The sequence below is a fragment of the Planococcus donghaensis MPA1U2 genome, assembly GCF_000189395.1.
In the GTDB taxonomy this organism is placed as follows: Bacteria; Bacillota; Bacilli; order Bacillales_A; family Planococcaceae; genus Planococcus; species Planococcus donghaensis_B.
The window spans coordinates 136,537-151,333 of record NZ_AEPB01000032.1; the positions used below are offsets into that span (position 1 = coordinate 136,537).

At 39.8% G+C, this 14,797-nt stretch carries 12 protein-coding genes; all 12 read left to right on the forward strand.

All coding sequences use genetic code 11. From position 1 onward, the window contains the following. Positions 1-272: 272 nt before the first annotated feature. The 12 genes from yfmF to mutS all read left to right on the forward strand — a co-directional run bounded on the left by yfmF (position 273) and on the right by mutS (position 14,794). Positions 273-1,547: an EF-P 5-aminopentanol modification-associated protein YfmF gene (gene yfmF, locus GPDM_RS09450; protein WP_008430907.1), complete on the forward strand. Its 1,275-nt coding sequence runs from the start codon at positions 273-275 to the stop codon at positions 1,545-1,547. Then, positions 1,540-2,841, forward strand: a complete 1,302-nt coding sequence (yfmH, locus tag GPDM_RS09455; RefSeq protein ID WP_008430908.1) for an EF-P 5-aminopentanol modification-associated protein YfmH — start codon at positions 1,540-1,542, stop codon at positions 2,839-2,841. The genes yfmF and yfmH overlap by 8 nt, the downstream gene beginning before the upstream one ends. Then, on the forward strand, positions 2,838-3,557 hold the full coding sequence (ymfI, locus tag GPDM_RS09460) for an elongation factor P 5-aminopentanone reductase (protein ID WP_008430909.1): 720 nt from the start codon (positions 2,838-2,840) through the stop codon (positions 3,555-3,557). The genes yfmH and ymfI overlap by 4 nt, the downstream gene beginning before the upstream one ends. A gap of 106 nt (positions 3,558-3,663) precedes the next feature. Next, positions 3,664-4,464: a YmfK family protein gene (locus GPDM_RS09465; RefSeq protein WP_008430910.1), complete on the forward strand. Its 801-nt coding sequence runs from the start codon at positions 3,664-3,666 to the stop codon at positions 4,462-4,464. 89 nt (positions 4,465-4,553) lie between these two features. Next, positions 4,554-5,342, forward strand: a complete 789-nt coding sequence (locus GPDM_RS09470; RefSeq protein WP_237704150.1) for a RodZ domain-containing protein — start codon at positions 4,554-4,556, stop codon at positions 5,340-5,342. A gap of 49 nt (positions 5,343-5,391) precedes the next feature. Beyond that, entirely contained in the window at positions 5,392-5,970 is a 579-nt protein-coding gene (gene pgsA / locus GPDM_RS09475) for a CDP-diacylglycerol--glycerol-3-phosphate 3-phosphatidyltransferase (protein WP_008430912.1), read from the forward strand. Between the two features lie 23 nt (positions 5,971-5,993). After that, a complete protein-coding gene (locus GPDM_RS09480) occupies positions 5,994-7,247 on the forward strand; it encodes a competence/damage-inducible protein A (protein ID WP_008430913.1) in 1,254 nt (417 codons plus the stop codon). A gap of 174 nt (positions 7,248-7,421) precedes the next feature. Further along, the gene (gene recA, locus GPDM_RS09485) at positions 7,422-8,483 is read left to right on the forward strand and encodes a recombinase RecA (RefSeq protein ID WP_008430914.1); all 1,062 of its coding nucleotides are present in this window, start codon (positions 7,422-7,424) and stop codon (positions 8,481-8,483) included. A 297-nt stretch (positions 8,484-8,780) separates the two neighbouring features. Beyond that, positions 8,781-10,340: a ribonuclease Y gene (rny, locus tag GPDM_RS09490; RefSeq protein WP_008430915.1), complete on the forward strand. Its 1,560-nt coding sequence runs from the start codon at positions 8,781-8,783 to the stop codon at positions 10,338-10,340. A 66-nt stretch (positions 10,341-10,406) separates the two neighbouring features. Continuing rightward, entirely contained in the window at positions 10,407-11,204 is a 798-nt protein-coding gene (locus tag GPDM_RS09495) for a TIGR00282 family metallophosphoesterase (RefSeq protein WP_008430916.1), read from the forward strand. Positions 11,205-11,528: 324 nt separating this feature from the next. Beyond that, positions 11,529-11,957, forward strand: a complete 429-nt coding sequence (locus GPDM_RS09500) for a YlbF/YmcA family competence regulator (protein WP_008430917.1) — start codon at positions 11,529-11,531, stop codon at positions 11,955-11,957. Between the two features lie 317 nt (positions 11,958-12,274). Beyond that, the gene (gene mutS, locus GPDM_RS09505; RefSeq protein ID WP_039863228.1) at positions 12,275-14,794 is read left to right on the forward strand and encodes a DNA mismatch repair protein MutS; all 2,520 of its coding nucleotides are present in this window, start codon (positions 12,275-12,277) and stop codon (positions 14,792-14,794) included. Positions 14,795-14,797 lie beyond the last annotated feature (3 nt).

A 14,797-nucleotide genomic window follows, 5' to 3' on the forward strand; every position in this document is an offset into this window, starting at 1 on the left:
ACTGTCCTGACTGTGTGGCAAAGAACGCCACTTCGCCAGGTCATCTTATGCCCGTCGAATCTAAACGGCCGCTTTCGCTTTTCTATTGTCTAGCTCCGGTGCCCAGTCCCTCGAGGTCGCTTCGAACTTGCGGATAATGGCAAAGAGCGCCATTATCAACAAGTCCTCCAGCGCTTGTCGGGACTAAAACGGGCACCTGCGCTTTTCTTTATTTGCAATTAACGGAAAAGGTTCGGTATAGTTAGAACATGAACGACGAGAGGGGATTCTACATGTTTGAAACGATTAATATTGCTAAAGGCGTAAATGTGCATGTCAATGAGACCACACAATTTAAAACGATAAATTTTTCAATTAAATTCAAAGATAAATTAACGAAAGAAAAGGCATCGGCTCGTTCGATTTTGGCGAACGTCTTACAACACAGTAATGAGGTTTATCCATCACATACAGCACTTCGTATGGTGCTTGATGACCTATATGGTACTTCTCTTTACATAGATTCATCAAAGCGTGGAAATGAGCACGTGGTTACGTTAAATGTTGAAACAGTCAATGATCAATACCTTTCTGAAAAAGGTGTACTAGAAAAGGTTTTGAATTTAATGTATATCGTCTTGTTCAAACCGAATTTCGAAAATGGTTTGTTTAAAGAATCTATATTCACACGTGAAAAGCATTCTATTGTGCAACGTATCGAATCAGTATTTGATGAGAAAACGCGATATGCGCAGCAACGTATGATGGAGCTGGCTTTGCCGAACCATCCGGCTTCTATTACATCAAATGGCACAATTGAAATCGTTGAAAGCATTACAAACGAGCAATTAGTAGCCGAATACAACGAAATGATTACCCAAAACGAAATTGAAATTTATGCGGTAGGCGATGTGAAACCTGAAATGATCGCTTCATATATTCGTGAATTTTTCCATTTTAAAGATCGGGAAAAAGCGATTGCAGTGCCGCCAATGGAATTGGTAAAGCCAGAGCAATCACGTGTTCTTGAATTCGAAGACATGAAACAAGGAAAACTACACATGGCATTTTTTACGCCGATTACATTCCGCGATGAGAAGTTTCCAATCATGCAGCTGATGAACGGCGTTTTTGGTGGCTATGCGCACTCTAAATTATTTGTAAACATTCGTGAAAAAGAAAGTATGGCTTATTACGTCTCAAGTTCTTTTGCATCGCAATTTGGGTTGATGTTCGTTCTTGCGGGCATTGATTCTAAGCTAGAAGAAAAAGCGGTGACTTTAGTTTTAGAACAATTAGAAGAAGTGAAAAAAGGGAATATTTCAGATGTTGAACTCGATCAAACAAAAGCATTGCTGATCAATCAGTTAAAAGAAGCGCTTGACTCGGCACGTGGACAAATCGACATTTATGATCAATACATGGAACTGACAGATCGTTTCGAACCTGAGTATATGATTAATAAATGGAAGAATGTGACGAAAGAAGATATCGCGTTAGTTGCTAAGGAATTGTCGTTAGAAATGACTTACTTCCTATCCGGCAAGGAGGATGAAACAAATGCATAAAGTAGAATTTGAACAATTAGAAGAAACATTATTTCATGAAAAACTAGATAACGGTTTAACGGTTTATATTTTACCGAAAAAAGGCTTTTCAAAAACATTTGCTACATTTACGACAAAATATGGTTCTATTGACAACCATTTTGTTCCGCAAGGTGAAAAAGAGCCAATCAAAGTTCCGGATGGCATCGCGCACTTTTTAGAACATAAAATGTTTGAAAAAGAAGAAGGAGACGTGTTTCAAGAGTTTAGTAAACAAGGAGCATCAGCTAATGCTTTTACTTCGTTTACGCGAACAGCTTATTTGTTTTCTGCAACAGGAGAAATCGATAAAAATGTCAAAACCTTATTAGATTTTGTGCAAACTCCTTATTTTACAGAAAAGACTGTAGAAAAAGAAAAAGGCATTATCGCCCAAGAAATTACGATGTATGATGATCAACCGGATTGGCGTTTGTATTTTGGGATTATTGAAAACATGTATAAAAATCATCCTGTGAAAATCGACATTGCAGGTACAGTTGAATCAATTCAAGATATTACAGCTGAACATTTGTATACGTGCTACAACACGTTTTATCATCCGTCGAATATGGTGTTATTTATCGTCGGAAATGTAGATCCTGAAAAAATGATGGCATTAGTAAAAGAAGACCAAGCACAAAAATCATTTGAAGAGCCTACAGAAATTACGCGCATTTATCCAGAAGAGCCAAAAGAAGTAGCGATAAAAGAACGTGTATTAGAAATGAGCGTTCAAAAACCAAAGGTGTTTTACGGTATTAAACCAGAAAAACTAGATTTAATTGGTCCTGACATGCTTAAACATGAGCTAGCAGCTCAACTTGCTTATGAATTATTATTTGGTCGAACTTCCGATTTCTACCACCACGCCTATGAAAACGATTGGATCGATGAGTCGTATTCATTCGACTACTCGTTAGAACAAGGTTTTGGTTATGCATTAGTCGGATCTGACACACACAAGCCTGAAATATTGATAAAAGAAATTAAACACACGCTTCAAAATGCAGTTGAAAAATGGCCATTTGGTCAGGAAGACCTTGATCGTGTTCGTCGTAAGAAAATCGGCTTTTTCTTAAGAGCATTAAATTCTCCGGAATACATTGCAAACCAATTCACCAATTATGCATTTAATGAAATGAACTTGTTTGACGTTGTTCCAGTATTAGAAGAGCTAGAAGTTGTGGATTTACAAAATGCATTTGCGTTAGTTAGCCATGAATCTCAGCATTCAGTCTTTACAATTATGCCACCGAAAAAGGGCGAACAGTGAAACGATTTGTTGTCCTACTCGGGGCGTCCGGTGAAATTGGGAACAGCATTGCTCGGCAATTAGCAGAAAGCGGTTGGTGCTTATATTTACATGGCAATGCTAATTCGACAGCCCCACTAGCACAAGAGCTTACAAAAAGTTACCCTATGCAGGAATTTATACCAGTCCAAGCAGATTTAGCTCTTGAAGAAGGTGTGCAGCAGCTTACAAACAATGTATATGATGCAACGGGCATCGTTGTTGCTAGTGGGCAATCGCTAGTTAAGATGTTAATTGATACTACGGAACAAGATATGGAAGATTTATGGCGAGTGCATGTAAAAAACCCGATTTCGGTAATTCGCTCATTGTCTTCCTATTTTCATCGTCACGACAAATCGTATGTCGTTTTTGTTTCTTCGATTTGGGGAGAGATAGGCGCATCTATGGAAACAATGTATTCAGCCGTTAAAGGTGCGCAGTTAGCATTTGTTAAAGCGTATGCAAAAGAAATGGCGCCATCCGGAACGCGAGTGAATGCTGTTTCACCTGGCTTTATCCAAACAAAAATGAATGCCGGTTTTTCTCAAGAAGAGATACAAGAGATTGAAGAAGAAATTCCACTCGGACTCGGGTCACCTCAAGATATCGCAGATGCTGTGGAATTTCTAATTGGAGGAAAAGCAGATTATATGACAGGACAAACATTGCGCATTAATGGTGGATGGTTGATGTAATCGTATTTCTCTGAGTAACTGCCTCTTTCACGAGAGCGGCAAATCAGCTATCATATTAACTAGAAACCCTTTTAGACAGCTTGTATAGAGAAAGGTCGGATATTGCATGAAAGAATGGTATTTTGAATACGAAATCCAAGTTAACCGTCCTGGTCTTCTTGGCGATATCGCTTCTCTTTTGGGAATGTTACGGGTAAATATCGTTACTATTAATGGTGTCGATCAAGGGCGTCGCGGAATGCTATTGCGCGCAGAACATGATGTCCAACTAGAACGTTTCGAACAAATTTTGTCAACAATCGAAACGATTGCTGTCACTAAGTTCCGGGAGCCAAAACTGCGGGATATTTTAGCAGTACGTCACGGCAGGTATATTCAAAGAGACGCTGATGATCGAAAAACATTCCGTTTCGTAAGGGACGAATTAGGCTTGCTTGTAGATTTTATGGCAGAAATTTTCAAACAAGAAGGTCATAAGTTGGTGGGCTTAAGAGGAATGCCGCGCGTTGGTAAAACAGAGTCAATAGTCGCTGCAAGCGTTAGTGCGAACAAAAAGTGGATTTTTCTTTCTTCTACAATGATTAAACAAACTGTACGCAATCAGTTGATGGGTGATGAACATAACGACAACAATATTTTTATTTTAGATGGCATTGTTACACGTCGTTCTGCAGATGAACGGCATATGCAATTAGTCCGGGAAATGATGCGGATGCCAACGATTAAAGTGGTAGAACATCCAGATAAGTTTGTAGAACAATCCGAATACAGCATTGATGATTTTGATTATATTATTGAATTGCGTCACCACCCAGACGAAAAGATCACCTATGAAGTACTGGAGAAAAATACATTCATGGATGAAAAATCACAAGGGAATATGTTTGGAGATGGCTTCAACTTTTAAGTAGGTAGGTGATCGGTTTGAATGAGTTGGGTACAAGGCTGAAACAGGCCAGAATCGCCAAAGGTTTTAGTTTGGAAGATTTACAAGACTTGACCAAGATACAAAAGCGGTACTTGGCTGGTATAGAAGATGGCAATCACAGTATGATGCCAGGTGCATTTTATGTGCGTGCTTTTATTAAGCAATATGCGGCAGCGGTCGGATTAAATGGTGAAGAATTGCTTGACCAGTTTCAAACACAAATGCCAGCAAATGATACGGTTGAAAAAACACAAATGCCAGAAACGTATACTTCTAGAAGCCGTTCTGTTGCACGTACAGCTCCGAGCGAGACATATGCTGACATCATACCAAAAGTTTTGGTTGCCTTATTTATTGTCTTAATTCTTGCGGTGTCTTGGTATTTTTATAGTGCATCAACGAATAGAGATTCCGCCAATAGACCAGCAGAAGAAGAAGGCGTAGGTGTGCCATATGAAGAACCTGTTCCAGCTACGCCAGAAGAAACAGAAGAAGCGGCTGTGGAAGAACCCGCGGAAAAACCTGCAGAACCTACATCTGTTCTTTCACTAAAAGAAACAAAAGGTGAAACAACAACTTATACATGGCAAGGAACGGCGAATCCTCAGCTCGAAATAGTTGCGGATGGACCGTCCTGGATTGCCGCCACTGATCAAAATCAGCAAGAGTTGACTTCTAAAGCACGTGTTATGCAAGCTGGAGAAAAAGAAACACTCGATTTAGCTGAAGTAGAGCGTGTTCATGTACGTATTGGAGAATACACTAATATTACATTGACTATGAACGGTGAAAACATCGAGTATACGCAACCGCTCCAAACCCAAAATATCGTTATTCAATTGACAAACGTCGAATAGCCATCTTTGGATGGCTATTTTTCATGAAAGTGTGAAAGGGGAAACAACAATGAACATACCAAACCAGATTACCATCTCAAGGATTTTATTGATTCCTGTATTTATGGTAGTTATGTTAGCAGGCTTTGACTGGGGAACAATGACGCTTTTTGGCGCCGACATGCCGGTCACTCACTTTGTCGGAGGGTTAATTTTTATCTTTGCATCACTCACAGATTGGGTGGACGGCTATTATGCCCGTAAATACAACTTAGTTACGACGTTTGGAAAGTTTTTAGACCCTTTAGCCGATAAGCTATTGGTTTCTGCAGCATTAATCATTTTAGTAGAACTAGGATTTGCAGCTTCGTGGATTGTGATTGTTATCATTAGCCGTGAATTTGCGGTTACAGGATTGCGTCTAGTGCTAGCAGGCGAAGGTGAAGTTGTAGCAGCTGGCGGTTTAGGCAAAATTAAAACAACTGCCCAAATTTTAGCGATTTCGGCATTATTGCTACATGACACTATTTTCATATTAGTTGGTTTACCATTTGGTTTAATTATGCTTTACATCGCATTAATTTTCACAGTATGGTCTGGATGGGATTATTTCTATGCCAATCGTCGCGCATTAATGGCTTCAAAATAAGCGCAAAAAAGGGGTTCGAATAAATGAACGCAGAAATTATTGCGGTAGGTTCAGAGTTATTATTAGGTCAAATTACAAATACGAATGCTCGGTTTTTGTCTAATCACTTAGCTGAGCTTGGCATTAATGTGTATTACCATACAGTAGTAGGAGACAACCCGGATCGATTAGAAGATGCGATCAAGATTGCAGAAAATCGTGCGGATCTTATACTGTTTACCGGAGGATTAGGTCCGACAAAAGATGATTTAACAAAAGAGGCGATTGCTCGTCACTTAAATACATCCCTTGAAACGAACGAGGAAGCATTAGATTCAATCGTTGCGTTTTTCGAACGTGCAGGCCGGCCAATGACGGAAAACAACAAAAAACAAGCATGGGTGTTAAAAGACAGTGACGTACTTGTGAACCATAATGGTATGGCACCTGGCATGATGTACAAAAAAGACGAACGTGTTTATATCTTGTTACCAGGACCACCAAAAGAAATGGAGCCAATGTTCCAGTTCGAGGCAAAACCAAAACTTGCAAGTTTACTGAACAAAGCTGATGTTATTTTGTCACACGTTTTGCGCTTTTATGGAATCGGTGAAGCAGAACTTGAAGATCGTTTGCACCATATACTCGAAAAACAAACTAATCCGACAATTGCACCACTCGCTGCTGATGGCGAAGTAACGTTGCGTATTACGGCTAAAACCAATACAACAGAAGAAGCGTGGCAGTTAATTGACGGAACTAAAAACGAAATTTTGGATGTTGTAGGTGATTATCTGTATGGATATGACAATGATTCGCTCGCTTCTAAAGTAGTTGAGCTTTTGAAAAACCAAGGCAAAACAATTTCGGCGGCAGAAAGTTTAACTGCTGGACTATTTCAATCGGAGCTGGCCTCTGTTGCAGGAGCAAGCGCGGTATTGTCAGGTGGAGTTATTACTTACAATGAAGAAATGAAAGTTCATCAGCTTGGCTTATCAGCTGAATTACTAGCTGAATATGGTGTTGTTAGTGAGCAAACAGCATTAGCAATGGCAGAAGCTGTACGAGATAAATTTAAAACCGATATTAGTGTTTCATTAACAGGTGCAGCAGGACCAGATGCGCATGGTGATCAGCCTGCAGGGACTGTTTGGATTGGTATAGCCACAGAAGAAGGTTCTAAATCATATCGCCTTCAACTATCAGGAATGCGCAATACCAATCGTCTCCGAGCTGTTAAACTCGCGTTATATTACGTCATTCGCACGTTAACAGAAGAAAATGCACGCAAAATTTAATTTTGCGTGTTTTTTTATGGCCAAAATCGGGAAATGCGTGAAATAGGACGTTTAAAAATAAGTTTTAAAAATAAATAACCGAATAAACGTTCGCTTTTTTCTTGTGTATTTCTCAATAAGCTAGTATACTAGAAACAGATAGAAAATAGGTTTTCATTTAGAGGAGGATTTCTTTTGAGCGATCGTAAAGCAGCATTAGATATGGCGTTAAAACAAATAGAAAAGCAATTCGGTAAAGGTTCTGTTATGAAATTAGGAGAAAATTCCGACCGTAATATATCATCGGTTTCAAGTGGTTCACTAGCATTGGATACAGCGCTAGGAATAGGCGGATATCCGCGTGGGCGTGTAATTGAAGTATACGGTCCTGAAAGTTCAGGTAAAACAACTGTTTCTCTTCATGCCATTGCAGAAGTACAAGCTACAGGCGGAACAGCTGCCTTTATCGATGCAGAGCACGCATTAGATCCAGTATATGCAAAAAATCTTGGTGTAAACATTGATGAGTTACTATTGTCTCAACCGGATACAGGAGAACAAGCACTTGAAATTGCTGAAGCTCTTGTTCGTAGTGGAGCAGTTGATATTGTCGTAGTCGATTCAGTAGCAGCATTAGTACCAAAAGCTGAAATTGAAGGCGAAATGGGCGACTCTCATATGGGATTACAAGCACGTTTAATGTCTCAAGCTCTTCGTAAATTATCTGGTGTTATTAACAAGTCTAATACCATTGTTATTTTCATTAACCAAATCCGTGAGAAAATTGGTGTAATGTTCGGTAACCCAGAAACAACACCTGGTGGTCGCGCATTGAAATTCTATTCGTCTGTTCGTTTAGAAGTACGTCGTGCAGAAGCATTGAAATCAGGTACAGAAATTATTGGTAACAGAACGAAGATCAAAATTGTTAAAAACAAAGTAGCTCCACCGTTCCGTACTGCTGAAGTAGATATTATGTACGGAAAAGGGATTTCGCGTGAAGGTGAAATCGTCGATATCGGTTCTGATTTGGAGATCATTCAAAAGAGCGGTTCATGGTATTCGTATAACGAAGAACGAATTGGTCAAGGTCGTGAAAATGTTAAGCAATTCTTGCTTAAAAATCCAGAAATCCGTAATGAGATTTCTAACAAAATCCGTGAATCTTATGGCATGGCAGCAGCTACGTATACAATTGCTGCGAGTAAAGAAGAACCAGAAGACTTTAATCTTTTGTTAGATGAAGACGATAACTAAAAGTCGTTTTATAATTTGAAAAAGCCGCTAAGCAAAAAGCTTTGCGGCTTTTTTGCTATAGTAAATTTCGCAAAGTTAGCGCTCAGTAAAAACGCGTGTATTCATTTATTCGAACGTGGTGCTAACATCTCCTTGGCGCAAGACCGCTACTTCCGCTTTCCTGGGTTGACACGACATAAGTCCATCTATACAATTAAAATTGTATAATTTACTAATTTTAAAATAGTTGTAGTGAAACAAGTTTGATCATTCATCTTTTAAAATGAAAACAAATCAATAGCAAGAGGAGGTGTCCGAATGGGTATTAATGAGTTCATCTTCGCTTTGCTTGGTATCATCGTCGGTGTAGTTGTTGGTTATTTTGCATTAAAAAAAGCAAACGATTCCAATATTGCAGGCGCTAAAAACTCTGCGGAGCAAATAGTCGAAGATGCAAAACGAGAAGCTGAAGCGCTGAAAAAAGAAGCATTATTGGAAGCGAAAGACGAAAATCATAAATTGCGTACTGAAACAGAATCTGAAATTCGGGAACGCCGTTCTGAACTACAAAGACAAGAGAATCGGTTGTTGCAGAGAGAAGAAAATTTGGATCGCAAGGATGATGCATTAAACAAAAGAGAAGCGAGTCTAGAACGTAAAGACGAAACGCTCTCAGAAAAACAACAGCATATTGAACAGATGGAGAGCAAAGCCGAAGATTTAGTCCGTCAGCAACAATCTGAAATGGAACGAATCTCATCTTTGACACGTGAAGAAGCGAAATCTATTATTTTGCAAGATGTTGAAAAAGAACTTTCAACGGACATTGCGGTAATGATGAAAGAATCAGAAGCTCGTGCCAAAGAAGAATCGGACAAAAAAGCGAAAAACATCTTATCATTGGCGATGCAACGATTTGCAGCAGACCATGTAGCAGAAACTACTGTGTCGGTAGTAAACTTGCCAAACGATGAAATGAAAGGTCGTATCATCGGGCGTGAAGGACGTAACATCCGTACGCTTGAAACCTTAACAGGAATCGATTTAATCATCGATGATACACCAGAAGCGGTTATTCTATCAGGATTTGATCCAATTCGTCGTGAAACGGCTCGATTGGCTCTTGAAAAACTGGTATCAGATGGCCGTATCCATCCAGCGCGCATCGAAGAAATGGTTGAGAAGTCTAGACGTGAAGTGGATGAACAAATTCGTGAAATTGGAGAACAAACCACATTTGACGTAGGTGTTCATAACTTGCATCCTGACTTGATCAAAATTCTTGGACGCCTTCGTTACCGTACAAGTTATGGACAAAATGTACTGAAGCACTCTGTGGAAGTAGCATTCTTGTCAGGCTTAATGGCAGCTGAACTTGGAGAAGACGTTACACTTGCTCGTCGTGCCGGACTTCTACATGATATTGGTAAAGCAATCGATCATGAAGTAGAAGGTAGCCACGTAGAGATTGGTGTAGAACTTGGAACTAAATACAAAGAACATCCTGTAGTGATTAACAGTATTGCTTCCCATCACGGTGACACAGAAGCGACTTCAATCATTTCTGTCATCGTAGCAGCAGCAGATGCATTGTCAGCTGCTCGTCCAGGTGCAAGAAGTGAAACATTGGAAAACTACATTCGTCGCCTAGAAAAACTTGAAGAAATTTCCGAGTCGTATGAAGGCGTAGAGAAATCATTCGCTATTCAAGCGGGACGTGAAATTCGCATCATGGTGCGACCTGAACAAATTGATGACATGACGGCGCATCGTTTAGCTCGAGACATCCGGAAACGGATTGAAGAAGAGCTGGATTATCCAGGTCATATCAAAGTGACGGTTATTAGAGAAACTAGAGCAGTTGAATACGCAAAATAATAAGAGTAAGGCTTCGATGAATGTCTATTCAAAGAAGCCTTTTTCTTATGGAAAAAAGGTGAGTTTGTGAAAATTTTATTTATTGGAGATATTGTCGGATCAATCGGAAGAGATGCACTAGAATCGTATTTACCGAGATTAAAAAGAAAGTATGCACCAGACGTCATTATTGCGAATGGTGAAAACGCAGCAGCAGGTCGCGGGATTACGAAAGCTATTTATCAAGACTTGTTATTTATGGGTGTCGATATGGTAACAATGGGCAATCATACTTGGGATCAAAAAGAGATTTTTGATTTTATTGATGAAGTTGATTATTTGATTCGTCCAGCAAACTTTTCAGATGAAGCACCAGGGCGTGGTATGGCTACAGTCACCAAAAATGGGCAAACTTTATCGGTTATTAATCTACATGGACGTGTATTCTTACCGCCTCATGAAGATCCATTCCAAAAAGCAGATGAGCTTGTAGCCGAAGCAAAAGCCATTTCGCCATTAGTATTTGTCGATTTCCATGCAGAAGCAACAAGTGAAAAAATTGCGATGGGGTGGCATTTAGATGGTCGCGCTTCAGTGGTCGTTGGAACACATACGCATGTTCAAACTGCTGATGCACGCATATTACCAAGTGGTACTGCATATATCTCAGATGTGGGAATGACAGGACCATATGATGAAATATTAGGTATGAACAAAGAAGCTGTGTTATATCGTTTTAAAACGAATATGCCAACTCGATTTGAAGTGCCGAAACGTGGCCGTTCAGTAGTAAGTGGGTTTTTCACAGAAGTGGATGACCAAACGGGTAAAGCGACAAGCTTTGAGCGTATTTATATCAATGAAGATTATCCGTTTCAAGGATAAATTTATAGCTTCGTGACGAAACTTCGACAATTAGAGCAGAGACCTTGAAGTACAAGCCTTATTTTCAGTATAATAATGAAGTGAGTAAAAAGAGTTTTTTAAGAAATGGATAGATTCACTTCTTTGTGAAATTCAAACAGGTCATAAGATTTCAAAATGATTAACGTACTATCAAAAGGACGAAACCTGACAGGGTGAAATTCGCAAAGTTAGGTTATGTGCTTAAAATAAAGATGTCGAAGTCTAATTTACCGAAACTAAAACATGGTCGCAAGGCGGAGAACAACAAGATGCTGTAGTGGGCCAAGAAATGGGTGTTTAAAAATGACATACACAAAACAAGAAATCGTCGACAAAGCGCGCGAAGTTGCCGACATGATCGCAGCAACTGAAGAAGTGGATTTCTTTAAACGTGCAGAAGCACAAATTAACGAAAACCAACAAATTCGTGAGAAAATCGCTAGCTTGAAAAGCTTGCAAAAACAAGCAGTAAACTTCCAAGCGTATGGCAAGGAACGTGCTTTGAATTTGATTGAAGGCAAAATTGCCAAAATCGAAGAAGAAATTGACGCAGTGCCAATTGTTCAAGAATTTAAACAATCGCAAAGCGATGTTAACTCATTATTGCAAATGGTATCAACTGCTATTGCGAACCAAGTTACAAACAACATTATCACGGAAACAGGTGGCGACTTGTTACGCGGTGAAACAGGATCGAAAGTTCGCAACGACAAACCAGGAAGCTGCGGGTAATTAGAAAAGCGTAGGTGCCCGTCTAGTCCCGACAGGCTTAAGGCAGACAGGGCATGTGGCGTATTTGTGCCACTTGACCGGGCTGACTTAAGACCCGAGGGGCTGGGCACTAAAGCCAGACACAAGAAAAGCGTAAACGACCGTTAAGCATCGACGGCATAAGACGATCTGGTTGTTATAACAAAATGCGTGCGCGAATAGAAATGCATTTAAACAGAATTAAACTGAAAGAGCCAAAGCTCTTTCAGTTTTTTCTTTTCCGCCTTTATTTTTGGTATAATGGAGAAACGACGAATCGATTTGAAAGAGGTTTTAAAATGGCACCGACACCAATGATGCAACAATATTTTCAAGTGAAATCCGAATACTTAGATGCATTTTTGTTTTTCCGTTTAGGCGATTTTTACGAATTGTTTTATGATGATGCGATTAAGGCATCTCAACTACTCGAAATTACGTTAACAGCACGTGGAGGAAATGGCGATGACCGGATTCCGATGTGTGGCGTGCCTCACCATGCGGCCAAAAACTATATTGATCAGTTAATATTAAAAGGTCATAAAGTGGCCATATGTGAACAAGTAGAAGACCCGAAAACGACAAAAGGCGTTGTGAAGCGCGAGGTTGTCCGTTTAATAACACCTGGTACACACACAGAAGGAAAAAGTGTTGATTCTAAATCAAACGTTTTTTTAGCTGCTGCAGATGAATTAGCAGACGGTTTTGCTTTGTCGTATGTGGATATTAGTACAGGTGAATCGACAGCGACGTACATAATGGGAACGGAAAAAGCATTGCTTCAGGAGTTACGTTCTTTAAGCATTCGTGAACTAGTCGTTTCCGAGCAATTGTTTGTCTTGTTAACAGAAGAAGAACAAGATTTAGTTTTGTCGATTGAGACGATGGAAGATGCTTATCAGATGAATGCATCTTTAACCGTCGATTGTCCGGAAGATTTGCAAACTAGTTGTCACAGATTGATGACGTATATTGCTCGTACGCAAAAACAATCCTTAGACCATATCCAAGCTTTTGCTTATAAAGAAAACAACCAATTGTTGAGCATTGATTTTCATTCCAAACGAAATTTGGAATTACTGCAATCAATTCGTGGCAATGAAACAAAAGGAACGTTACTGTGGCTGTTGGATGAAACGATGACAGCGATGGGAAGCCGAAAATTAAAGCAGTGGTTGCATCAACCATTAGCCAACAAACGAATGATTGAAGAACGCCAGCGAATGGTAGCGGCATTGATCGAGCAGTATTTCGTGCGTGTAGAGCTTCAGAGCTTGTTGAAAGAAGTTTATGACCTAGAACGTTTATCTGGGCGAATCGCCTTTGGGAGCGCTAGTGGGAGAGATTTAGCGCAGCTTCGCAGTTCTCTAGAGAAAGTACCTATGTTAATCGAAGAGTTAGAGAAGTCGGGGGATCCAGCTTTACTGGAATTTGGCGAGAAATTAGATCGTTGTATTGAAGTTTGTGAATTACTGCAAGCCATTAGCGAAAATCCGCCGCTGTCATCAAAAGAAGGCGGAGTGATTCGTGACGGCTTCCATGAACGACTAGATGAATTCCGAGATGCTTCTCGTAACGGAAAAGACTGGATTGCTGAGCTTGAGCAGAAAGAACGCCAATTAACGGGCATCAAGTCATTGAAAATTGGCTATAACCGTATCTTCGGATACTATATTGAAATTTCAAAAGCCAATATGCATTTAGCGGATTTAGAACGCTATGACCGAAAGCAAACATTGGCGAACGCTGAACGTTATACGACCCCTGAACTAAAAGAAAAAGAAGCGTTAATCTTAACAGCGGAAGAAGAAAGTTTGGCGTTGGAATATGAGTTATTTGTAGCGATTCGAGACGAAGTAAAACAATATATTTCCCGCATTCAGCGCTTAGCTTCTTCTCTTAGTGGATTAGATGTCTTTTTAAGCTTTGCAAACGTCGCAGAAAAATATCGATTTGTAAAACCTGATTTTAATGATTTAAATGAAATAGCCATTATCGAAGGACGTCATCCAGTGGTTGAAAAAATGCTCAACAAACAGCATTATGTTCCGAACGACTGCGTCCTTGCAGAAAATCAAAACATGCTACTAATTACTGGACCCAACATGTCCGGTAAAAGTACGTATATGAGACAAGTTGCACTGACAATTGTACTGGCTCAAATCGGAAGTTATGTACCTGCTGAATCTGCGAATTTACCGATAGTCGATCAAATTTTCACGCGTATTGGAGCAGCGGATGACTTGGTTTCTGGCCAAAGTACATTTATGGTTGAAATGCTCGAATCGCAATATGCCATTACTCATGCAACGAAAAACAGCTTATTGTTGTTTGATGAAATTGGCCGTGGTACATCAACATACGACGGAATGGCGCTAGCTCAATCAATGATTGAATACATTCATCGTGAAATTGGTGCCAATACACTGTTTTCTACCCATTATCACGAGTTAACAGCGTTAGAAAATTCGCTTGAAAAACTACACAATGTTCATGTAGCTGCAATGGAGCAGTCGGGCAAAGTCGTGTTTCTTCATAAAGTGAAAAAAGGTCCTGCTGATAAAAGTTACGGAATCCACGTTGCGGAGTTGGCTAATTTACCAGAACCCATTCTTACACGTGCACGAGAATTATTAAAAACCTTTGAACAAGATAAAAAACAGCAGCCGAAAACAATTGAACAATTATCGTTTTTTGACGAGGCGGATACTGAAAAAGATGAAATCTTACAAGCGATTAAAGACGTACAAGTATCAGCGATGACGCCGCTTCAAGCGTTGCAAATGATTCATGACTTGCAAGAGAAGTTAAACCAATAAGGA

Excerpts from the sequence above, each read along its gene's own strand:
- GPDM_RS09465 (WP_008430910.1), top strand. The coding sequence starts at position 3,664 with ATGAAAGAATGGTATTTTGAATACGAAATCCAAGTTAACCGTCCTGGT.
- pgsA (WP_008430912.1), top strand. The coding sequence starts at position 5,392 with ATGAACATACCAAACCAGATTACCATCTCAAGGATTTTATTGATTCCT.
- GPDM_RS09480 (WP_008430913.1), top strand. The coding sequence starts at position 5,994 with ATGAACGCAGAAATTATTGCGGTAGGTTCAGAGTTATTATTAGGTCAA.
- GPDM_RS09500 (WP_008430917.1), top strand. The coding sequence starts at position 11,529 with ATGACATACACAAAACAAGAAATCGTCGACAAAGCGCGCGAAGTTGCC.
- mutS (WP_039863228.1), top strand. The coding sequence starts at position 12,275 with ATGGCACCGACACCAATGATGCAACAATATTTTCAAGTGAAATCCGAA.
- yfmH (WP_008430908.1), top strand. The coding sequence starts at position 1,540 with ATGCATAAAGTAGAATTTGAACAATTAGAAGAAACATTATTTCATGAA.
- rny (WP_008430915.1), top strand. The coding sequence starts at position 8,781 with ATGGGTATTAATGAGTTCATCTTCGCTTTGCTTGGTATCATCGTCGGT.
- yfmF (WP_008430907.1), top strand. The coding sequence starts at position 273 with ATGTTTGAAACGATTAATATTGCTAAAGGCGTAAATGTGCATGTCAAT.